This window comes from Paenibacillus sp. Y951 (assembly GCF_056786395.1).
The window spans coordinates 1-22,611 of the sequence record NZ_JBXCIY010000033.1 but is presented as its reverse complement, the minus strand read 5'-3'; the positions used below and the strand labels follow the sequence as shown (position 1 = coordinate 22,611).

Here is a 22,611-nt window from a genome sequence, read left to right as displayed (position 1 = left end):
GATTAAAAACGCTTTTGTAATCTGCATGCGCATGAAAGAAGAACATCGGAAAGCCGTATGAAGGAAAACTTCACGTACGGTTTGATGAGGAGGGGCTGAAATAATATTCAGCCTTTCACTCTAGAGGAGAAAAATAGATGATCTATGAACAATTGGCATCAGTAATTGCCCAAGCATTAAACAATGAATTATGTAGCGATGAAATTGAAAAATTACTTGAGAGACCGAAAAATCCAGAGCACGGAGATATCGCTTTTCCATGCTTTACATTGGCGAAAAAACTTAGAAAAGCTCCTCCACAAATTGCAGCAGAATTAGCACGGAATTTGCAGGGTGAATGGATTGAAGAAGTGAATGTGGTAGGAGGATACGTCAATATTTCCCTCAATCAAGCGAAGCTTACAAATGATGTACTCCATTCGATTATGGATCAGAAGGAACGATACGGTTCTCTTCAAGCTAACAATGAAAAAGTGGTTATTGATTTTTCGTCGCCTAATATTGCTAAACCGTTCTCAATGGGTCATCTAAGATCAACAGTTATTGGTCATGCGCTTGCTAATATCGCCGACAAAAATGGATATGAGGCAGTTAGAATTAATCATCTAGGGGATTGGGGCACTCAATTTGGTAAATTAATCGTTGCTTACCGTCTATGGGGAAATAAAGAAGCAATAGGGGCCTCGCCAATACAAGAGCTATTGAAAATATATGTGCAATTTCACGATATGGCAGAAAGTGATGAATCGTTGAATGAGCAAGCGCGAGCAGCATTTAAGTCATTAGAGGATGGCGAAAGTGAAGCCCTATCACTTTGGAAATGGTTCCGTGAAGCGTCACTGAAGGAATTTGAACACATTTATCAAATATTAGGGATTACATTCGATTCCTATGCTGGCGAAGCTTTCTACAATGATAAAATGAGTGATATTGTACAACAGCTGCAGCAGAAAAATTTGCTTACGTTATCAGATGGTGCTTATGTAGTGGAAATGGAAGATCAAATGCCTCCATGTCTAATTACGAAGACGGATGGAGCGACACTGTATGCTACGCGTGATTTAGCAGCAGCAGTTTATCGTCACAATCAATATGACGCCGTGAAATCTTTTTATGTTGTAGGGAATGAGCAGTCGCTCCATTTCAAGCAATTGTTTAATGTCCTTAACAAAATGGGATATGAGTGGGCGAATGAGTTGCAGCATGTTTCGTTCGGGATGATGCTGAAAGATGGCAAGAAAATGTCTACGCGAAAAGGGAAGGTAGTTTTACTAGCTGATGTATTAGCAGAAGCGGTAAATACGGCAATGCAAAACATCGAAGCGAAAAATCCGAATTTAGAGCACAAGGAATTAGTTGCGAAGCAAGTTGGAGTCGGAGCGGTTATTTTTAATGATTTGAAAAATGATAGAATGAACGATATTGATTTCTCGCTTGAACAAATGATGAATTTTGAAGGGGAGACAGGTCCATACGTCCAATATACCTATGCGCGTATTTCATCTATTGTTGAAAAGGGGAATTACGAAGAACAATCGTTAGAATTTACAGCTTTAGGAGAATACGCTTGGCCAATTATTGTTATGTTAGAACAATTCCCAATGACGGTGCAAAAGGCTTTCCAAATAGCAGATCCTTCACAAATTGCGAAATTTGCTATTAGCTTAGCGCGTGCGTTCAATAAGTATTACGCACATACGAAAGTATTAATTGATGATGAACAGAAGCAAATGAAGTTAGCGTTTGTTCATTGTGTAGCAGTAGTACTGAAAGAATCATTACGATTGCTCGGAATTTCAACACCCAATAAGATGTAACAGCGATATGAATTCATTTAGGAGATACGGCTTGCTATCGCGGTATCTCCTTTTTTGTGAAGCTAGATAAATATATTCGCCATCTAATAGATAACGGAGTAATGTAATGATTTATATATGCTACAGATATTTACTAGCTTCTCGAATACTTAGCGGGGCAAGCTGCTCCCGATATTTCCCAACAAATGCTCGCACCCATCCTGGGTTTGTTTTACTATAGTCACGTAAGCTCCAGCCGATTGCTTTATTGATGAAAAATTCGGTTTGACCAAAGTTGTTCATTATAATTAATTCGAGCAAGTACAATCAAGCCGACTAATCCATCAATTCCATCCACGGTATCCCACCATGATTTTGAAATTGCTAACCTCTTCAAATGAGGTGTATCTGATATCGTAAGATGCTTCTTCATAATCATTAAATAATCGAGCGCCACGTATTGGTATTCTCTAAAGGGACGCTCCCAGCAATCATTTATAAAGGTCCAATTGATAGTAGGTGCTTTTCTAGCTTGTTGGAAATATACCTTATGTAATGCTTTTCGCTTTGGCGTTGGTATGTCTAGAAAAGGAAATTGATCCCGCATATAGGCACTCATTTTCACTGCTTGCTCAGAATCGGCACTATTCTCTATTTCTATTAATAAATTTGTGAAGTCCATCGTTCAAATCTCCTCTACTATGTGTATGTTAAATAAATTCGAAATATTGCGATTAGAGCGTTAAGATGATTCACTTAAGTTGAATTGAGTTATAATGAAATCGATGTGAGCGATTGATTATGGAGACAATAGCATCGAATGAACATGCAAGCAATTATTACGAACAATGAATCTTATGATATATTATGATGTTGAAATTGTACTATTGCAAGGTTATCGGCCTTGCAAACGATGTAAGCAAGACGGTATCGATATCCCACAGTAGTAAAGGGAAGAAAGTCTTCAATTATGGGGATGAGGCTGTTACAATATTGGAGAAATAAGTGTGGGAATATACAAAAATATGGAGTGAAATAATGATAGCTGAATCTATATATTGGTCGATGTTACAGCAGAATGACAATAGATACGTAATTGCAGCAACCGAACTAGGGCTCTGTTATATTGGTTCACCTAATGGAGAATGGAATGATCTACAAGAATGGAGTAATGTTTATGCAAAGCAATCTAAACTTATCGAGAATGAAGAACAAATAGCTCCGTATATTGCTCAGTTACAAGCTTATTGGAAGGGTGAAATTAGACAATTTTTATTGTCGTTTGATTTGCGAGGGACTGATTTTCAACAACGAGTATGGAAAGAGTTGCAACATATTCCATACGGTCAGACGGTTAGTTATCAGCATATTGCTAATCAATTGGGTAAGCCAACGGCGGCAAGAGCAGTAGGTACAGCAATTGGGAAAAATCCGGTACTTATTGCAGTTCCTTGTCATCGCATAATCGGCTCAAATGGTAAATTAACTGGATTTCGTGGTGGATTGCAGATGAAGCAGGAGCTATTGGAATTGGAGCAAGATATTCGCTGAGTAGAATGCTTTGAAGCCTAATAGCAAAAAATGAAAGAACTCCGAAAACCCTCAGCACTTATAGGTTTTCGGAGTTCTTTTTTAAGTCAACCCTGCGTAGGGCTGGTCTTCATTTCATATATTTTTTGGAGCGTAAGGACATGCTTCATCTTCTCGTCATCGTCCACTGTATGGAGATACCACTCCACAAGTCTGTACCCGAATACAAGAAGGATCAGCTCGTAGGTGCAATGATCAGCGATAGGGGTTACATCCACATACTCCGAAAAGCCTTTGTAATACGCGGGGACACATCGCTGGTAATATTCAACCATGTGATCGGTATTCGCTTCATCCGCAATCAAGCTTGCGAGATCCTCACCGAGGTAGCCCCATCCGCAAGTATCCCAGTCGATGAGCGCAATTTTCCCTTCGGCATAGATCAGGTTGGTCACCCAGAAGTCCCGGTGGCATAGCACGAGGGGCAATTTTTCGATGCGAGCGAGTATCTCATCCGCGTGCTCGTCGATATCGATAAGCATTTGCTGCACGTGCTGCGGGAATTCGCAGTCCTTAGAGCGTATATAATCGTAAACAACCGGCCATGACCGGTAATGCAGATACGTATTCTTCATGAGATCCACATGACTCAGGTTCGTCAGGCTCTGCAGCACAGGGGGTTGCTCCGCATACAGCTTGCCTTGATAGCGTCCTAACTCCAGCGCGGCCTGTTCATACATGTCACCGGTCAAATCTAATCCGCTTACGCCATCGAAATATTCCAGCCACAGCTGGAATTCATTTTCTTCGGCATTCATCTCAGCGTAATAACATGTCGGCCAACGGAAGGTATCGGAGAACGTCGCTCCCAAATCAGAAGCATATAGATCATATTCCCGGCGCCATGAATCTGGATCACCGTAACGGTCCCATTTCTTCTGGATCTTCAACACGATACGGTACGGAAATTTTTCGCCATTCGCGGTTTCGGCGATCCCTGTTACCAAATTCACATTCCCCACAGTTCCACCCTGTAACGGCATGGTTTGGCTGTCGGCCGAGATGATATCTTTCTTGAACAGTTGGCTTAAGGCATAGATCAGCGTTTGGAATTTAATATTCATATTTTCCATCCTCCGTTTTTCTTCGTTTGCTTGCTCCACATGGCGGTTGTTTTGTTTCTAGCCCTCTTGTCGATAAGGTAGCCCGTTTTATTCTGGACATACTTGTTCTCATACTGCTGAGCAACATAATGCTCCCACCGTTCACGCGACAACGAACCCTCGGCAAGCGCGGCGAGAATGGCACAGCCCGGTTCGGCTTGATGGCGGCAATCCGTAAATCGGCATTGCGGGAACCATTCCTCCACATCGGTAAAGCCTGCTTGTATGCCTTCGCCAGCATCGAAAAGCCCAAGCTCACGCATACCCGGTGTATCGATGACCATCGCACCGGAGGGGAGCATGAACAGCTGACGGTGCGTTGTCGTATGCCGCCCTCGACTATCCATCTCACGGATCGGCTGAACCTTCATTACGTCCTGTTCTATCAACGCATTGAGCAGAGATGATTTACCGACGCCGGACATACCGAGAAAAACAACTGTTTTACTAGGCATCAAGTAGGGAGCGAGTTCGTTCAGCCCCTGGCCTGTATGACTGCAGATCGCATGAATTGGTACATCAGTGATGCTTTGTGTGACATCTGCGAGTGAGAGATTATAATCTTCAACGAGATCAGCCTTGGTCAGAATGACGACCGGCTGACCGCCGCTCTGCCTGGCTTGTGTCAGGTACCGCATGATGCGGGTTACGTTAAAATCCCAATTCAGAGAAGAAAGGATAAACACATAGTCAAAGTTGGTTGCGACGACCTGTTCCAGCACGGTTTTGGCATAGCCTGCGGCATGCCCTGAGTAATCTGCGCGTGAGAACTTGGATCGGCGGGGCAGTAACGTAACGATGAGAGAATCTCCGCTCTTGTTATGGTACAACGAGACAAAATCACCGACACACGGAAAGTCTTCTCGTGTTTCCGTGCTGTGATAGAACGTGCCTTTGAGCACCGCCGTTACTTCGCCGCGCTCGGTCATGACTGTGAAGCGCTCACGCCGAAGCTCAGTCACCCTGCCAGGTAATAATCCGTTGGGAATTTCTTCTATTTCTGTGTAGCCATAGGTTTTCAAATCCATAGTTTTTTTAGCTCCTTTAATATTGTTTTTTGGACGCAAAAATGCCACGGACAAGCAGCCTCTAAAAGAAGCTGCTGTCGCGCGGCATCAGGACGCAAAAAGATACGACCTTCATCGTATCCTGCAAACAGCAATATTCACGAAAGGTTACTTCGGATGGCATAGCAAATAATACGGGGGTTTTCCCGCTTTTTTCGCATATGCCTGCTATTCAGTTTTAAGACCAAACCACCATATAAGTAGTTGCCATTAAAAACATCTCCCTTCATGTCAAGAACTTGCTTATCTCTAAGCTGTCTATATAATAACATATTTTAACAAAAAAACAATGCCGGATAGCACAGATTGTGTCGGTCTGCTCTATCGAAGTGTGCCATTGATAAAGAGCTCGCAAAAGCCTATTTACCCAGATTTCGCAACCAAGCTCACGAAACGAAAGAAGGATAGAGATTCAGATGTATTCTGAAATCTCTATCCAATCTTAATTTATCCAATAAAATGTGGCTCAAAACCAGCGCTTGACGAAATATGAATGGACATACGGATGTGCCGAAGTAGCTCCACTCCACGCACTTTGACGCTACTTTTGGTAATGCTACGCCGCAAGTAGAGAATGAAGCGCAAAAATGATCTTCATTGTGTGCGGATGGTAATCAAGTGGGGAATGAAGCACAAACGAGCGGACACACAGGACGCTAATTAGCTAAAAACCAACACTTTAGGATGTAAGAGGACTCACAGGACCCTATTGATAGTTTAATACTGAACATTCACTAGCAAACGAGTGATTAAGGTCCTGTGAGTCCGCGTAAACTCGAAATGAGCGGAGAACGCAGAAATAAGGTCCTGTGAGTCCACTAGTATTACTAATGGGTTTGGTTTGTACTGAGCTCAGCAGCGAACGCCGCAGTAGCCCCATCCAGCGCATATTAAGGCTACTTTTGGCTTTGTTATATACACGAGTACCAAGGTGCCAAAGCTATCTGAAAAATGATCAATCATGCCCATAACGTACCTGATGTCCGCTTACGTATACAAACTTAAACAGTTAAGCGATTATTATGAGGTTGAGCCTAAAATGTCTAACATTATATTAAATTGCTTAACTATTATTTCAACTTGAACGCTACATCGATCTCATCGATACGAGCAGGCTCCATATTAATAATAGTGCCTATTGCTTTGGCAGCAATAACAGCCATTGCACTGTATTCTGCTACTTCTAATCGATCAAATGCACTTAATAGACTAGATCCTGTAACGACAGCACAGCAGTTTTGACCGATAACTATCGGTGTCTGCGGTGTTAATAACTTGGCTGTTTCTTCTTCGCGTGTATACAAGTCATCATGCGGAACTTTCGGAATATCACGTAGTAAAATATAACTTTCAGGAATCATCCGAGAATCAAATACTTCATCCGTAATCGCAAAAGCCATAATGTTCGGCGGATGTGCCAAAATAATAGATTTGATATGCGGTTGTGTATCATAGATTGCCTGTTGTAACTTAATGGAGCGACTTGGCGTTTTACCTGTTTCACGCTTACCGTCTTTAATACGAACAAGATCAGCAGGTTGAAGATATTTACGATCCATATTGAACGGTGTCGTAATGATTGAACCGTCAGATAAACGTTGCGAGAATGTACCTTGTGTACTTGTAAATAACTGCTGCTCGTAGGAGCGATGAATTAATTTACACATTTCGCGACGCGCTTCGCGTTCCTCACTCGTAATCGTAGTTGGTGTGAATTCCTCAAGTTCCGACTCGTGTGCGACGATATCAACAGTAGAGACAAGCTCAGAAGGTGTACCGATGCGGCGAGCATTAATTTCTAATCTTGCGCAATATTCCAATGTTTCGAAGCGTTGGAATGCTTCGAATAGATCGTTTCCAGCAACAACAACACCATGATTTTCAAGCATAACGGTATTAATACCACTAGCAAAAACATCAGCGATTTTGTTACCAAGATCCATACTGCCAGGAAGTCCATATTCTGCCATTCCTACTGTACCGCAGATGCGATAGTCATGTGGAAGTAGCTTCACATTCGGGATTTGACGGACAATACTAAATGCAATGAGTGCAGGAGGATGCGCATGTACAACGGCTTTCAGATCAGGGCGTTTCGTATAGATCAATTTATGAAATGGATATTCACTAGACGGACGATGTTTGCCGACAATCGTACCATCAGCCTTCACGCACACAATATCCTGTCTTGTTAATTCACCTTTATCAATACTTGCTGGTGTAATCCACATATCTCCGTTCTCATCAACAACGGACAGATTACCGCCTGAAGTTGTAGTCATACCATAGCTATAAATACGTTCCATCATCATAACGATTTGATCGGATGGATGAAGATAATTAATGTTCATATGATTAGCTCCTTCTCAAATTTAGTTGGTTGCTATTGTTCTCAGATGTAGTGTTGAAATAGGTGTTTTTACATTGTACTAAAATTAATTTAGTTAAGCTGTAACAAAAATCCTATAAATGAAAGTTCAATCGAGGTTCAAAAAGTAGGCTTTCAGAACCGAGCAGTTGAGACGCTACTTGAGAAAGGCGGAAGCGCAAGTGTACATCATTACGTACACGCGAACCGTACTTTCCAAGTTCGTTTCAAATGCGATGTCGAGTAAGCTACGTTAGCATAACATCGTTATCAAAGTCTACTTATTGAACTTCCACTATAGGTTTTTCATTACTTTATGTGCGGCTTCTATTGTAAAGTCGATATCAGCTTCAGTATGAGCTATCGTCATAAACCATGCTTCATATTTCGACGGAGCTAGATTAATACCTTCGTCAAGCATACCTTTGAAGAAACGACCAAATAGTTCGCCATCTGTATCGAGTGCTTCGTCATAATTAGTTACTTCATGATTGCAGAAGTGAGTAGATAATGAGCCGACGATTTGATTCACTGTTAACGGAATACCGTTTGCTTCAGCGGCTGCTAGTAATCCATCCTTTAACTTGCTAGTAAGTCGATCCATACGATCATAGATACCAGCTTCCTGAAGAACTTCAAGACAGGCGATACCTGCAGAAATCGAAGCGGGATTACCTGCCATTGTACCTGCTTGGTAGGCTGGGCCTAATGGAGCTACCTTTTCCATAATTTCACGGCGACCACCATAAGCGCCAATTGGTAGACCGCCACCAATAATTTTCCCTAATGCTGTAAGGTCCGGTTCGATCGCTTGATGATCCGGGAAGGCTGAGTATGTCTGAGTGGAGCCATAGTGGAAGCGGAAGGCACTAATAACCTCATCGTAAATAACAAGTGCGCCAGCTTCTCTAGAAAGCTTACAAACCGCTTCAAGATAACCTTCTTTGGGCATAACCATACCGAAGTTACCGACAATTGGTTCGATCATAACTGCGGCAGTTTCTGAGCCCCAACGCTGTAGTGCCGCTTGTAGTGCTGCAATATCATTATAAGGAACGGTAATAACCTCTTGCGCGATACTTGTTGGAATCCCAGCACTATCTGGAATACCTAAAGTAGCAGGGCCTGAGCCCGCTGCAACTAATACGAGATCAGAATGTCCGTGGTAGCAGCCAGCGAATTTAATAATTTTATTGCGATTTGTGTAAGCACGAGCAACACGAATCGTTGACATCACAGCTTCTGTACCTGAGTTTACGAAACGAACCTTGTCCATCGATGGAATAGCGTCTTTAAGCATTTTCGCTAATGTAATTTCTAATTCTGTAGGTGTACCGTATAGTGTGCCATTTTGAGCGGCCGTAACAATCGCCTCGGTAATATGTGGATGAGCATGTCCAGTAATAATTGGACCGTAGGCAGCTAAATAATCTAAGTATTTGTTGTTATCTACATCCCAGAAATAAGCCCCTTCAGCTTTTTTCATAAATACAGGTGCACCACCACCAACTGCTTTATAGGAACGAGAAGGGGAATTCACCCCACCAACGATATGTTGTAACGCTTGTTCATAAAGTGCTTCTGAAGTTTTTCTTTGTCGTGACATCTGTTTAGTCCTCCAATTTTTCATAGCTTCTAGGTATAGCTTCATTGTGATGAAAAATACATCGGAAGCGTAATCTTAAATTTTTCATAGCTTCTAGGTATAGCTTCATTGTGATGATAAATACGACGGAAGCATAGTCTTAAGTTTTTCTTAGCTTCATTATACAACAAAACATGGGACCGCAGGCTGCGTTCCCATGTTTTGTACATTCCATATGAGCAGTTTTCGCCTGACTATTCCATAATCAATGAAATAGAAAGCTAAACTATTTCGTTGTTGAAGTTGTTGCCTCTGTACCATCGCTAGGCTCATCGGTAGCGTCTGGCTTAGGCGTAACGACTTCTTGTACATAGTTGTGAATATCGTCTTTACTCGTGTAACTTAATACTTCCGCGCCCCCTCTATTTACTTCGCGTAAATAATCGAAAGGAGGGATTTGTGCAGTATCGCCCATTTTGAGTCCAATACCTGTTTGACCTAATTTTAACATGTCAGAAACATCCATATTAGTATCGATATAAGGGGATATACTATCTAATATTTTCTTCATATTAATAATATTCCAAGTGGTCTGCATTTCTTTGGCAACGGTCATAATAAAGTTACGTTGACGTTCTGTGCGAGTATAGTCACTCATCGCATCGTGACGGAATCGAACATATTGTAACGCTTTGTCGCCATCTAGCAATTGATAACCTGCTTTAAGGTCGATATCATACCGGTTTTTATCGGCGTTATCCTTATATTTCATGTTTTTTTCGACTGTGAAGTTCACACCGCCGATAGAATCTACTAAAGCTTTAAATCCTTCAAAATCTGTATACACAAAATATTGAATCTCAAGTCCGAGTAGATCACCTATCGTTTTCATGGCAAGTGGTGCGCCACCGAGTGTGATCGCTGTATTAATACGACCTTCGCCGTATCCTTCAATATCTGTCCAAGTATCACGAAGGATGCTGAATAGATTAGCTTGTTTCGTTACGGGATCTATGGAAGCAACGATCATGGAATCTGAACGAGCAAGTTCATTGTCTTCAGCTTCACGTGCATCTCCACCGAGTAATAAAATATTGACGCGTTCCTTGCCTTCCCATGTAGGAATTTCGACAACGATATCGGGATCTTTTTTGTTAATAATAGATTCTCCAGGATCCTTCTTGAAACTACCAGCCGAACCTAATACGCCAGCCCCCCAATAAACAGATGCCCCAATAATAAGAACAAGAATAATGACGATAGATGTAATTAACCGTTTTGACTTTTTAGTTTTAGTTTTTGGCTTTGACCGTGTACGCATCGCGTGTTTGGTCTCCTTTCAGTTAGAGCATAAAGTAGTAGTCATGCATCAGTTAAAACTTCATGGTATGCTAGTTATATAAGTTTATTAACAAGTTAATAAATAATATTCACGCAATAATACATTTACGAGCTGCTAGAAGTTTTGTATGATTACTTATCATCAAATTATAAAGCTTGTAGACAAGTAGTTGCAAGTTTTTCGTAAAATCGCCCCTATTTCCCAGGAAATGACGATTAGAAAGGAGTCATCAGTGTCTTATGCTAGCGATAGATGTAAAAGATTTACGCAAACAATTTAAAGTGCAAAAAAACCGTGAAGGACTATCTGGTGCTATGAAAGACTTATTCAAACGCCAATATCAAGAGGTAACAGCGGTTAAAGATATTACATTCCAAATACCTCAAGGTGAAATCTGTGGTTATATTGGTGAGAACGGAGCCGGAAAATCGACGACGATCAAAATGTTAACGGGTATTCTTGTACCAACATCAGGGGAGTTAGTTGTCAATGGCTATGTTCCGTATCGTGAACGTGAAAAATTTGTAAATGGAATCGGTGTTGTATTCGGTCAACGCTCTCAATTATGGTGGGATATTGGTGTTATTGAATCATTTCAATTACTAAGGAAAGTATACAATGTACCGCAAGCAGATTTTAATAGACGATTGAACAATCTTGTAGAAAGACTACAGCTGGGTGAGCTACTGAATCGCCCTGTACGTAAGCTAAGTCTAGGTCAACGGATGCGCTGTGAAATTGTAGCCTCTTTGCTTCATAATCCTTCGATTGTATTTCTGGATGAACCTACGATTGGGTTAGATATTGTAGTAAAGACAGAAATCCGAGATTTCCTATTAGAGATGAACCGTGAAGAAGGTACGACGATATTATTAACTACCCATGATCTTCAAGATATTGAAGCATTATGCTCTAGAGTTATTATGCTTGATGATGGAGCAATTATTTATGACGGTGGACTCCAACAATTGAAGACGACATGGAGTAAGGGGAGAGAAATTCAATTCCAATTTGCTGAAGCGATGAGCGTTTCTCAACTACAAGTATTAACTAAAAGTCTTGCAGTATCTTGGACGAGAGAAAATGAATATTCTGCTAAGCTGTTTGTTCCGAATGAAGTAAGTTTCTCCGATGCGATGGGGCTTGTAGTCGGTGGAGCGCATATTCGTGACATCAAAATTTTTGAGACGAATACGGATGATATTGTTCGAGGCATTTATCAGACGGGCTCGGCAGAAGTGGCAACGAAGGAGCCAGTCTTGTCATGATGAGAGTATATATTGATTTTATCCGAATGCGTTTCTTAATGATGCTTGCATATCGGGTTAACTATTATAGCGGCATCGTAATATACGCCATTAATATAGGCGCTTATTATTTTCTATGGAAAGCAATTTATGGTTCACAGGAAACATTAGCGGGCTTCTCTATTGAGCAAATGACGACTTACTTGGCGATCTCCTGGATGGCTAGAGCATTTTACTTTAATAATCTAGACCGCGATATTGCGAGCGAAATACGTGACGGTAGTGTAGCGATTCAGATGATACGTCCTTATAACTATCTTGTTGTTAAGCTAATGCAGGGCTTCGGTGAAGGGTTATTCCGCTTTATGCTGTTTATGATACCTGGGCTAGCTATTGTCTGTCTTATATTCCCAGTGAAGCTGCCTACTGATCTGACAGTTTGGGCAACTTATCTCGGAATGCTTTTATTTAGTTTCTTAATTAATTCGCAAATTAATATTATGACAGGTCTGTTCGCATTTTTTGTGGAGAATAATGAAGGACTAATGCGAATGAAGCGAGTAATGGTTGACTTGTTCTCTGGTGTTATTATTCCGATCGCCTTTTTCCCAGAATCATTAGCTCGTATTATGGCGTGGCTACCGTTTCAAGCGATTACGTATTTGCCAAGTGCTATATTTACCGGGCGAACACCGCTTTCGGAAGCTGGTCAAGTTTTTCTAATTCAATTGACTTGGTTGACGATTCTTATGATACCAATTTTATTCATGTGGCGTGCTGCAAGGCAACGGCTATTCGTGCAAGGGGGTTAGGACATGTTGCGCTACATGACGTTAATGCTTGAATATTTGAAAAACTATGTAAAAACACGTCTAACCTATCGGGCAGATTTCTGGGTTGAAGTGTTTTCAGATTTGCTACAGCAAGGAATGAATCTTGTATTCATTCTTGTCGTCTTTCAACATACGCCATTACTTGGTGGCTGGAGTCAGGCGGAGGTTATTTTCGTCTATGGCTTCTTTATGATTCCATATGGCATTTTCAGCTCGTTCTTCAGTATTTGGAATTTTAGTGAGCGTTATATTGTAAAAGGTGAGATGGATCGCGTGTTGACAAGGCCAGCTCATAGTCTATTCCAGGTGCTGCTTGAAAATGTCGATCCTCCGTCCTTAGTAGGCTCTTTCGTAGGTGCGATTATTATGGCAGTATGCTGGAACGATCTTGGTCTAGTACTGCATTGGACCGATCTCTTTGTACTTCTGGTATTTATAATCGGAGCAGTATTTATTTATGGCGGGATATATACTGGTTTAAGTGCGATATCGTTCTTTACAGATGCTCCAACGGGTATCGTTCCATTAATTTACAATATCCAAAATTATGGGCGTTATCCCATTAACATTTACAATAAAATGATTCGTTTTGTATTAACTTGGATGCTACCATTCGCCTTCGTTGGCGTTATTCCAGCCTCATATTTCTTAGCGCCGAAAGAAGATAATATCGCGCAGCTAGCGATGCTAACGCCACTTATGGGGGCAATTGTATTCGGGATAGGATTAACTGTCTGGAATATTGGCGTGAAGCGCTATCGTGGAGCGGGATCGTAGACCGCTGCACGATAGCGCTCCGAGAACTAATTGCTGTTCTGATCGTGGACGCTCCGAGAACCAATTGCTGTTCCGATCGCCGTTGTCCTCGGATTTAATGTAATAAGTGATAGTGGAATAAATCCGAGGACAAAAACGAACGCTGTCGCTTCTCCACAAGCAATTAGTTCTCTCCGTTAATGCTTAGGGTGAACAAGAGAAAAAGTTACTTTAATTCGTCCACGAGCAGGCAATTGGGGTGAACAAGAGAAAAAGTTACTCTAATGCGTCGAACAAGTAGGCAATTGTGGCAAACAAGAGAAAAAGTTACTCTAATGCGTCGAACGAGCAGGCAATTGGGGTGAACAAGAGAAAAAGTTACTCTAATGCGTCGAACAAGTAGGCTATTGTGGCAAATAAGTGAAAAAGTTACTCTAATGCGTCGAACGAGTAGGCAATTGGGGTGAACAAGAGAAAAAGTTACTTTAATTCGTCCACGAGTAGGCAATTGTGGCAAATAAGTGAAAAAGTTACTCTAATGCGTCGAACAAGTAGGCAATTGGAGGAAACAAGAGAAAAAGTTACTCTATTGTGCTAAGCAAGCTACAACGCGTTACATTATGATTATAAGCGGTCTTTTTGAACAACCTCTAAAAGGAGTGATAAGAGTATGATAGTTGGTGGACAGGCTCCCTCCTTCTCATTACCCGCTTCTGATGGTACTGAGTGGTCATTAGAAGCGTGTCGTGGTCAAAAGGTAGTCATATTCTTCTATCCGAAAAATATGACGCCAGCATGCACGCAAGAGGCTTGCGATTTGCGTGATCGCTATGCTGAACTACAAGAACTGAATACTGTTGTAGTAGGAATTAGTATGGATACAATAAAGTCACATTTGAATTTCACAAGCAAGAAAGAACTACCGTATCTATTATTATCAGATGCAGATCATAAAGTATGTGAATTATACGATGTATGGCAATTGAAGAAGTTATATGGCAGAGAATATATGGGTATTGTTCGCACAACCATATTGATTGACGAGCAAGGGATAATTTCTCATATATGGTCAAAGGTTAAAGTGAAGGGGCATGCCGATGCAGTGCTGGAGGCTGTGCGCAATAGCTAATTGCCAATTAATTTAGTGCATTAATAAAATGCTAATTGAGCTCGCTGCATCGCATTGTTATCAAAGTCCACTTTTTAACAGTCTTTTTAATATTACTTAATGACACTAAGCGTTACTACTGTCTAGTCAGCATATTGACTGGACAGAGGTAACGCTTTTTTCTATTTTATACTGTATGTACTTTGTTCCAACCAGTCCGATATTTGGCGGCTTAAGAACAATAATAACCTTGTTTGCAACAGGCGTTGCGAAAAGTAAATAAATCGCCTCACGAACTATAAAATTAGAGTCTATGGAACGAAACCGCAATTTTGTTAATATCCAGCTCCACATGTCATAGCGAAGAGAACGAATCACTCACCTATGCTCTAGCGGAGAGAACGAATCGCTCTCCTATGCCATAGCGGAGAGAACTAATCACTAGTGGAGAAGCGAAGCGGTCGTTTTTGTCCTCGGATTTATACCACTACGACCATTATCATAAATCCGAGGACAACGGCGATCAGAACAGTGATTGGTTCTCGGAGCGTAGCTGAAAAGTACAAATTTACAGTAATTACGGTTATGAGCGGGCTAGTCTATTCATACAATGAATCATCATGCACTAGAAATGAGGCGGGATATGAAGCTGCGATTATTAGTGCTACTACTATTGTTGAGTATACTTGCCTGTTGTAGCAATCAAGTGCAACGACAGAGCGAACCATCTGCAGTAATGCCAAGAAGTCTATGCATGTTATACATACAACAACCGCTTAAGATGGTTGAATACGCAAGCTTCGAGTATAAAGAGACAAATTTCGAAGGTGAAGTGGCAAATTTCGAATGTAAAGGGCTTAATGGTGTTCCGATCAATTCTGCACTCCATGGTCGGTATGGAAAGTCATGTTGGAATGGTCATAACGTGGCACTGCCATATGAGCAAGCTGCAGAAACCAACGGTCCTAAAGTACCGCCATCATTTCAACCTAGTACGGATGTGAATGAGCATGAATATGCAGGCGTTGCTTATCTTACATTTGATGATGGACCAGGTAAATTTACAGATGAAGTACTAGATATATTAGCTGAAAATGATATACCCGCTACGTTTTTTGTGCTTGGACAACAAGTTGAACGATACCCTGAAATTGTGCAGCGTATTAATGATGAAGGACATAGCATTGGCAATCATTCATACAATCATGTGTACGACGAACTATATAATGATTTTACAAATTTTTCAGATCAAGTGCTCCAAACGTTGCAGGCGATATATGAAGTAACCGGTGAACAAACACGATTACTTCGAGCACCAGGGGGAAGTTATAACAATATAGATACAAGTTACTACGATGCTATGAGTGAAGCGGGCTTTATGATGTTCGATTGGAATGTTGATAGTGGTGATTCCGCTGGACGCAATGTTACCGCAGAGACGATAGTTAACAACATTAAGGAAGCTAATTTAATGAAACGAGTCATTATACTTATGCATGATAGTAATTCGCATGAGGCGACAATAGCGGCACTACCCGAAATTATTACTTATTATCGTGAACAAAATTATCGTTTTGATATGATTACTGCAACAACTGATCCAATGATTTCAAAAATTACAGATAATATTCGTTGGAAGCGCACGCCTGCTACTGAGCAGGAGAAGACTGAGTTTATACAACAGGTTAACGAGCTGTTGATCAAGTAAATGAGTAGGCTACTATAGTTTGAAGTTAGCTCGCATGACAGGGCTAGTTATGATAAATATTGAGAAATAGCCATCTAGCGAATAATGGTGAAGCAACTAAATTTAGTAGATCAGTTCGGAATGTTCAAAAATCGAAATATGATGATCAAAAGGGTAATGCCAATCGGTATTACTCTTTTTTCGATGCTCAAATAGTAATGATTAAAAGAATAAGAGAGTGGAAATACTAGCTACTAGAATAAGAATGCTGTACATAGTGCATGTGTTGTTCTTGTTAATAACGTCAGCATCGATTACAGCAATTAGGAGGTTTAATTAATGGTATTATCATCAATTACTCAATCAACTGCGGAGCAGCATAGCGTCGATATAGGTATTCAATCATCTAGCTTCCAATGGGCGGTTAAGCCGCAACTATTATTACAACGGATGCAAGTAAAGTTAGAAGATATATTGTTAGGTAAGCAAGCGGAAGTTAAGCAAGTACTCGTATGTATGTTAGCTGGAGGGCATCTGCTACTTGAGGACGTACCAGGTGTAGGTAAAACAATGCTAGCAACTTCAATTGCTAGATTGTTAGGTGGACAATTTCATCGGATACAGTTTACATCTGATCTGCTTCCAGCAGATATTGTTGGAGGGATGGTGCTTGATCGAGAAGATCGTGGTCTCGTATTTCGACCTGGTCCGATTATGGCTAATATCGTATTGGGAGATGAACTCAATCGTTCTTCTCCACGTACACAGTCTGCGTTACTAGAGGCATTGGAGGATCGTACGGTCAGTATTGAAGGACATAGCTATGCGTTGCCAGAGCCGTTCGTATTTATCGCAACGCAAAACCCAATGCAATATGAAGGTACGCATGGATTGCCCGAAGCACAACGAGATCGTTTCATGATGCAGCTATCACTAGGTTATCCAAGCAAGCAGGATGAGATGAGCTTACTTACACAATACGCTGAAGGTACAAGATATCAAGTGACTAAGCTTCGCCCTGTAATGTCGGATGTAGAGTGGTTGCAGATGCAGAAAGAAATTCAATATATTTACGTACATCCATCACTTATTGAGTATATGACCGATGTCGCATATGCAACGCGGACAAGTGTTGATTGCAAGCTAGGACTAAGTCCAAGGGCATTACGCGATTGGCTACGAGCAGGACAAGCAACTGCCTACTTCGAAGGTCGAACTTTTATTTTGCCTGATGATTTACTGGCACAAGCAGTGGCAGTGCTATCACATCGAATTGAGTTACAGGGCAGGGCTAATAATAGCTCTAGCAAGGAACAATTTATTAGCAAATTAATGCTGGAGATCCCATTGGTGAAAATGGACAATGCGACGAAGGGGAGGGGCAAAAGATGAGTAACGAGGCCGAGCCGCATGATCTACAGCATCAACAAGCTTCTATCATCGCACGAAATGCTCCGCTTGAAATTCAGCTCAAGACAAAGTATAAGACGAGATACGGCGCATGGTGCGGCATTTTCATCTTGTTTGTAGCAGCACTTGCCGCAGTTATATGGCGTAATGGTGCAGTGGAATGGTTGCTATTAACTGTAACAAGCTTAGTTATTGTTTATAGTGGTTTTATTCCGCTGATTGCTGCGAGAAGGCTATCTTACGGTCGAATCATTTCAGAGCAATATAGTCATGATGGCAATTTACATATTGAGACGAGACTTCGTAGAATGCTTCGTATTCCGGGAATATGGTATGTCATTCATGAACGTTATCGTAATCAAAGCCAATTAAATACCGGCTTAATCCAATATCGAGCTAGCTTTGCTCCGCTATTTCATGGCGAAATGATTTTGAACTATCGTCTACAGCAAATAACAAGAGGCAGCTATGAAGCATTAGCAACGGACATTATTATAGGAGACTGGTTAGGGTTAACGTCTATTACTGTGAAAAAGACGCAACAGCAGCAATTTACTGTATTGCCACCAATCATTAAGCCGCAACTAGAAAGCTATGTCGGTAACCATAATAGTAGTCGTTGGATAGGCGATTGGAATACTGAGCGTAAGCAGGATGCTTCTTCCCAGAACAAATCTGACCAATCGAATGTACAGTCTATGAAGCTTCAAGATCAAGGTACATATTATTCAAAGCGGCAATCTCCTAATAGTGGCTCGGGAAATGAGACAAGACCTTATATCGATGGGGATAGTTATCGGGCAATTGATATTCGGGCTGCTGCAAGGGGAAGAGGCTGGCACACGAAATTACAAGATGCAGAGCTTCATACTCCGAAACATTGTTTCATATTGGATCAATATGCACTTCCTTATCAAGATGATCTTCGAAACCAACTATTTGAATCCATGGTGCAATGGTCGATAGCGGACATACTTGAGCTAGGGCAGCAACATCCTGTTTTTGTCATTACAGATGATTGGAGCTTTGAGTATGCCGCAGATCAGCATAGCTATGAATTACGCTGTCTACTTGCACTGGCAAAGGCAGATGTACAACAGCATATGCGCGAACGATTACAGCAGCTAGCAGTTCTCATTCCTGAGCAAAGTCATATTACGCTATATACAGGCGACTGGCGTGAAACGGAGAGCTGGTACGTATTAGCGGAGGTTGCTAGAGGAAAGGGTTGTACGCTAGACATTCATTTTGTTACGAACAATAGAGTGATGACCTATGCGATGAGAGAGCAACAGCGAACATTAGAGCAAGCGGGTATCCAATTAGTGTGGCGTTACAGTCAGCCATTACCAATGCCAATTAGTCATGTCGTAGAAGGAAGTGAACGTTATGCATCAAGCTAGAGGAGAAGCAGAATCGTACTTCTCATATCGATTAATTACTAGTGCTTTATTGCTAGGGTTATTAGCGGAATGGTTAATTCCATGGCTACATGCTGGTGAATGGACGGAGTTACTGCAGCCAGGGGCTTTGCTAGTCGTCATTGGTACGATGCTTACAGTTAGCTTATTTCGTGCGCGACTTGTGACTCATATAACTGCTGCGATATTGTGCACTGTTATCGTATTAATGTTGTTATATAAAGGCGATCAGCAAACAAGTTGGAATTGGCTTATACATTTTGTACCGGAGCTAGGCAAAGATGTCGTGGAAATGTTTCGATATGGTATTTTTTATATGTCCGATGAAATTCGAATGCTGTTATTGTTTGTAGGCTGGATACTGTTAGCTCCAGCATTACAATCACTTATTTGGTATCATCAAATTGCATTCTCTTTGCTGGCGTCGACGGTAATCTACTTATTGATACTGTATAGCTCACTAGGGATTGATGTGTTCTATGCCCTACTTAGAGTATTAACTGAAGGTATATTATTAATGGCATTAACAACGATGCCAAAGCTAAGGCGGAAGTTAGTTATTAGTCATGTATGGCATGGTATGACAGCACATCAGTGGGTAAGTATAGTGCTGCTAACAGTGATTATGCTTGGTGGCGGATTTATGTGGAGTCAATCTAAGGAACGAGACGTAGCACCGATCGCTTGGGCCAATGTCTTTTCGCGATCGTTGGTAGAGGATATGTCTGCATTAAGTAGTGGAGTTACTGGTGTTCCTTTGAAAGAAACGAATAGTACCAATTTCAGTTCTGGAAATGTTGGTGTATCAGGCTATAGCTTCAATGATGATGTACTCGGGCAAAAGATCAAGCCATCGAAAGCAATCGAATTTCGCGGCTGGTCGTCTACTGAGAGCTATTGGCGAGCTGAAGCAAAGATAGAGTACAACGGACAAGGCTGGGTTGATCAAGCTCAAACGTTAACGCTGAAAAGCATCACTACGAAAAGTGAGGAAGCACTGCAAAGCTGGCAACATAGACAAGGCTGGGTAGGTTCAAGAATTAGGCAGGAGCTAGAATATGTCGAGCCTTTAGTTGGAATGCCAATTATGCAATCGGGTATTAATGGTGTCGTTATCAATTTGAATGCAGTTAATCCCGAGCGGGATTTGAAAAATTATATTGTAGGTGACGAGACGAGTTCGATCTATGCGCCAACAAGCGAATCGAACATTAAAAGCTATACGATTATTACTGAGTTGCCGATTACCGACGAGACGATATTGCGAGAAACAGCTGGCGATAGAGCAGAGCAGATATGGCAAGGTGATACTCTCGAACGCTATTTGCAATTGCCTGAAAAACTTCCTGCTCGTGTCGCTGCTCTAGCCGCTGAAGTTTCTGGTGGTGGGTTAACGAATCGATATGACCAAGTAAAGGCGATTGAAGATTACTTAAAGAACAATTATAAGTATACATTGAATAGTTCGATACCTGCAGCAGATCAGGACTTTGTCGATCAGTTTCTGTTCGAGCAGCATGAAGGTTACTGTGTTCATTTCTCGACGGCGATGGTCATTATGCTTAGGACGCAGCAGATCCCTGCACGCTGGGTAAAGGGTTATGGAATGGGTGAAGGTATTGATGAACGAACGACGGAAGCGGGAGTCGTTGAAACGTTATACGAGGTCCGCGAAAGCGATGCCCATGCGTGGGTGGAAGTATATTTCCCAACCGTTGGCTGGGTGCCATTCGATCCGACACCTTCTTCAGATCCGGATGTACTATCGATATCTCGCCTTAGTCAGATGTGGGATGAGACGGTTACGAATTCAATCGTCTTTCTAAATTCGTTGAATAGTACTGGGAAGTTAATTGGCTTCCTAAGTAGTTTGTTAGTTATCGTTGTACTTGTAACTCTGTGGTTCAATCGCTCTAGAATAAAGTTGAAAGTCAATCTTCGTCGATATGCGAAAGCTTATGTGCTCATGCGATCTAGCAGTCAATTGATTCAACAATCACATTTATCCGATGGGCAACTACCATCACGAAATCATGCAAAGCTCAGTGAACTGCAAAGAGCAAGAGAAAATCGGCAGATGAGTATCGAAAAAGTGCATCAAAGCTTGTTTGCAGCAGCTAACTTTGTATTGTGTAGATTAGAATTGCGGATGGGGCTCCACCACGATGAACGCCTGCAAGTGACAACTTGGCGTACTCGAATTGGTGCATTAATTGGCCTCCATGCTACTAAATACGATCATGCACTGACGTTATTGTTAGATTGGCTTGAACAAGGTCAGTATAATAATCGGGCTCAGCAAGCGTTGCCTGAACCGCAGGAGCTACGACACATATTAATTTCGCTGTTACCTAGCTATCCATTGGCTAGATGGAAATTCAGAGGTCATTACTCCAATGTGAAAAGTGTTGGTAAAGTATCCGACGGAGCGCAATTGATGTCGATTTCTGAAAAATGATAATTACTGTAAATGAAAGCAGTAACAATTGGTAAATTGAGAAAACCTTACAACATTTCGTACACTTATAACGAAATAAGTAAGGTTTTTTGCATAGAAGTGGATAGTGACCTTGACTATGCGGAAGTGGTATAGCTATAATTATCACATTAATATTGGGAGGCTCGGTCATGACTAAACAGAACGAAATCATCGTTGTTCTCGACTTCGGTGGACAATACAATCAACTAATTGCAAGACGTATTCGTGATTTAGGCGTTTACAGTGAATTACTACCTTATAATACATCTGCGGAACGTCTTCGCGAAATTAATCCAAAAGGTATCGTATTCTCAGGTGGTCCAGCAAGTGTATACGAGGAAAATTCACCACTTGTTGATCCAGCAGTATACGATTTGAATATTCCTATTTTCGGTATTTGCTACGGTATGCAAATGATATCTCACCAATTGAACGGTAAAGTTGAACGTGCTGGCAAACGTGAATATGGTAAGGCAGACGTACAATTTATCGAAGGTAGCGCAATTGCTACTGGTCTTGAAAGCTCTCAAACGGTATGGATGAGTCATAGTGACCTAGTTATTGAACCTCCGACAGGATTCAAAGTTGATGCGAGTACGGAACATGCACCAATCGCTGCAATGAGTAATGACGAGCGCAAAATCTTTGCGGTTCAATTCCACCCAGAAGTACAGCATTCTGTTCATGGTAATGAAATGATTCGTAACTTCTTGTACAACGTATGTCAAGTTGAAGGTAACTGGACGATGGAATCATTCATCGAAAATACGATTGCCGATATTCGTAAGCAAGTAGGTAATAATAAAGTTCTTTGTGCAC

At 41.4% G+C, this 22,611-nt stretch carries 16 protein-coding genes and 1 pseudogene; 11 read left to right on the top strand and 6 right to left on the bottom strand.

From position 1 onward, the window contains the following. The first annotated feature begins 137 nt into the window (after positions 1-137). On the top strand, positions 138-1,817 hold the full coding sequence (gene argS, locus AC1TPB_RS24020; protein ID WP_482078797.1) for an arginine--tRNA ligase: 1,680 nt from the start codon (positions 138-140) through the stop codon (positions 1,815-1,817). Positions 1,818-1,937: 120 nt separating this feature from the next. Here the strand turns inward: argS and AC1TPB_RS24015 are convergent. Next, positions 1,938-2,403 (bottom strand): annotated as a pseudogene (locus AC1TPB_RS24015) (DNA alkylation repair protein). 431 nt (positions 2,404-2,834) lie between these two features. Between AC1TPB_RS24015 and AC1TPB_RS24010 the strand changes: the two are divergent. Then, complete coding sequence (locus AC1TPB_RS24010; RefSeq protein WP_482078798.1) at positions 2,835-3,347, top strand: methylated-DNA--[protein]-cysteine S-methyltransferase; 513 nt, start codon at positions 2,835-2,837, stop codon at positions 3,345-3,347. Between the two features lie 86 nt (positions 3,348-3,433). On the opposite strand, the gene AC1TPB_RS24005 is transcribed toward AC1TPB_RS24010, so the two are convergent. The 5 genes from AC1TPB_RS24005 to AC1TPB_RS23985 form a co-directional block, all read right to left on the bottom strand. After that, positions 3,434-4,450 (bottom strand): aminoglycoside phosphotransferase family protein, encoded by a 1,017-nt coding sequence (locus tag AC1TPB_RS24005; RefSeq protein WP_482078796.1) that lies wholly within the window; start codon positions 4,448-4,450, stop codon positions 3,434-3,436. Next, entirely contained in the window at positions 4,447-5,517 is a 1,071-nt protein-coding gene (rsgA, locus tag AC1TPB_RS24000) for a ribosome small subunit-dependent GTPase A (RefSeq protein ID WP_482078795.1), read from the bottom strand. The genes AC1TPB_RS24005 and rsgA overlap by 4 nt, the downstream gene beginning before the upstream one ends. A 1,109-nt stretch (positions 5,518-6,626) precedes the next feature. Beyond that, positions 6,627-7,907: a class II aldolase/adducin family protein gene (locus AC1TPB_RS23995; protein WP_482078794.1), complete on the bottom strand. Its 1,281-nt coding sequence runs from the start codon at positions 7,905-7,907 to the stop codon at positions 6,627-6,629. A 312-nt stretch (positions 7,908-8,219) separates the two neighbouring features. Then, entirely contained in the window at positions 8,220-9,530 is a 1,311-nt protein-coding gene (locus AC1TPB_RS23990) for a glutamate-1-semialdehyde 2,1-aminomutase (protein ID WP_482078793.1), read from the bottom strand. Between the two features lie 265 nt (positions 9,531-9,795). Continuing rightward, entirely contained in the window at positions 9,796-10,830 is a 1,035-nt protein-coding gene (locus AC1TPB_RS23985; protein ID WP_482078792.1) for an LCP family protein, read from the bottom strand. Between the two features lie 260 nt (positions 10,831-11,090). Here AC1TPB_RS23985 and AC1TPB_RS23980 point away from each other — a divergent pair, with 260 nt between their 5' ends. The 9 genes from AC1TPB_RS23980 to guaA form a co-directional block, all read left to right on the top strand. Continuing rightward, a complete protein-coding gene (locus AC1TPB_RS23980) occupies positions 11,091-12,119 on the top strand; it encodes an ABC transporter ATP-binding protein (RefSeq protein ID WP_482078791.1) in 1,029 nt (342 codons plus the stop codon). Continuing rightward, complete coding sequence (locus tag AC1TPB_RS23975) at positions 12,116-12,910, top strand: ABC transporter permease (protein WP_482062097.1); 795 nt, start codon at positions 12,116-12,118, stop codon at positions 12,908-12,910. Before AC1TPB_RS23980 ends, AC1TPB_RS23975 begins: the two co-directional genes overlap by 4 nt. Positions 12,911-12,913: 3 nt before the next feature. Further along, positions 12,914-13,708, top strand: a complete 795-nt coding sequence (locus tag AC1TPB_RS23970) for an ABC transporter permease (RefSeq protein WP_482062098.1) — start codon at positions 12,914-12,916, stop codon at positions 13,706-13,708. A gap of 649 nt (positions 13,709-14,357) precedes the next feature. Further along, complete coding sequence (gene bcp / locus AC1TPB_RS23965) at positions 14,358-14,816, top strand: thioredoxin-dependent thiol peroxidase (protein ID WP_482078790.1); 459 nt, start codon at positions 14,358-14,360, stop codon at positions 14,814-14,816. Between the two features lie 622 nt (positions 14,817-15,438). Next, on the top strand, positions 15,439-16,503 hold the full coding sequence (locus AC1TPB_RS23960; protein WP_482078789.1) for a polysaccharide deacetylase family protein: 1,065 nt from the start codon (positions 15,439-15,441) through the stop codon (positions 16,501-16,503). A gap of 318 nt (positions 16,504-16,821) precedes the next feature. Then, a complete protein-coding gene (locus tag AC1TPB_RS23955) occupies positions 16,822-17,874 on the top strand; it encodes an AAA family ATPase (protein ID WP_482078788.1) in 1,053 nt (350 codons plus the stop codon). Continuing rightward, positions 17,871-19,295, top strand: a complete 1,425-nt coding sequence (locus AC1TPB_RS23950; protein WP_482078787.1) for a DUF58 domain-containing protein — start codon at positions 17,871-17,873, stop codon at positions 19,293-19,295. The genes AC1TPB_RS23955 and AC1TPB_RS23950 overlap by 4 nt, the downstream gene beginning before the upstream one ends. After that, positions 19,282-21,771: a transglutaminase-like domain-containing protein gene (locus AC1TPB_RS23945; RefSeq protein ID WP_482078786.1), complete on the top strand. Its 2,490-nt coding sequence runs from the start codon at positions 19,282-19,284 to the stop codon at positions 21,769-21,771. The genes AC1TPB_RS23950 and AC1TPB_RS23945 overlap by 14 nt, the downstream gene beginning before the upstream one ends. A gap of 170 nt (positions 21,772-21,941) precedes the next feature. Further along, the coding region (gene guaA / locus AC1TPB_RS23940) for a glutamine-hydrolyzing GMP synthase (RefSeq protein ID WP_482078785.1) at positions 21,942-22,611 on the top strand (670 nt) is incomplete at its 3' end.

Bases quoted from the DNA above. Each gene is read 5' to 3' on its own strand.
- argS (WP_482078797.1), top strand. From the start codon at position 138: ATGATCTATGAACAATTGGCATCAGTAATTGCCCAAGCATTAAACAAT.
- AC1TPB_RS24010 (WP_482078798.1), top strand. From the start codon at position 2,835: ATGATAGCTGAATCTATATATTGGTCGATGTTACAGCAGAATGACAAT.
- AC1TPB_RS24005 (WP_482078796.1), bottom strand. From the start codon at position 4,450: ATGAATATTAAATTCCAAACGCTGATCTATGCCTTAAGCCAACTGTTC.
- rsgA (WP_482078795.1), bottom strand. From the start codon at position 5,517: ATGGATTTGAAAACCTATGGCTACACAGAAATAGAAGAAATTCCCAAC.
- AC1TPB_RS23995 (WP_482078794.1), bottom strand. From the start codon at position 7,907: ATGAACATTAATTATCTTCATCCATCCGATCAAATCGTTATGATGATG.
- AC1TPB_RS23990 (WP_482078793.1), bottom strand. From the start codon at position 9,530: ATGTCACGACAAAGAAAAACTTCAGAAGCACTTTATGAACAAGCGTTA.
- AC1TPB_RS23985 (WP_482078792.1), bottom strand. From the start codon at position 10,830: ATGCGTACACGGTCAAAGCCAAAAACTAAAACTAAAAAGTCAAAACGG.
- AC1TPB_RS23980 (WP_482078791.1), top strand. From the start codon at position 11,091: ATGCTAGCGATAGATGTAAAAGATTTACGCAAACAATTTAAAGTGCAA.
- AC1TPB_RS23975 (WP_482062097.1), top strand. From the start codon at position 12,116: ATGATGAGAGTATATATTGATTTTATCCGAATGCGTTTCTTAATGATG.
- AC1TPB_RS23970 (WP_482062098.1), top strand. From the start codon at position 12,914: ATGTTGCGCTACATGACGTTAATGCTTGAATATTTGAAAAACTATGTA.
- bcp (WP_482078790.1), top strand. From the start codon at position 14,358: ATGATAGTTGGTGGACAGGCTCCCTCCTTCTCATTACCCGCTTCTGAT.
- AC1TPB_RS23960 (WP_482078789.1), top strand. From the start codon at position 15,439: ATGAAGCTGCGATTATTAGTGCTACTACTATTGTTGAGTATACTTGCC.
- AC1TPB_RS23955 (WP_482078788.1), top strand. From the start codon at position 16,822: ATGGTATTATCATCAATTACTCAATCAACTGCGGAGCAGCATAGCGTC.
- AC1TPB_RS23950 (WP_482078787.1), top strand. From the start codon at position 17,871: ATGAGTAACGAGGCCGAGCCGCATGATCTACAGCATCAACAAGCTTCT.
- AC1TPB_RS23945 (WP_482078786.1), top strand. From the start codon at position 19,282: ATGCATCAAGCTAGAGGAGAAGCAGAATCGTACTTCTCATATCGATTA.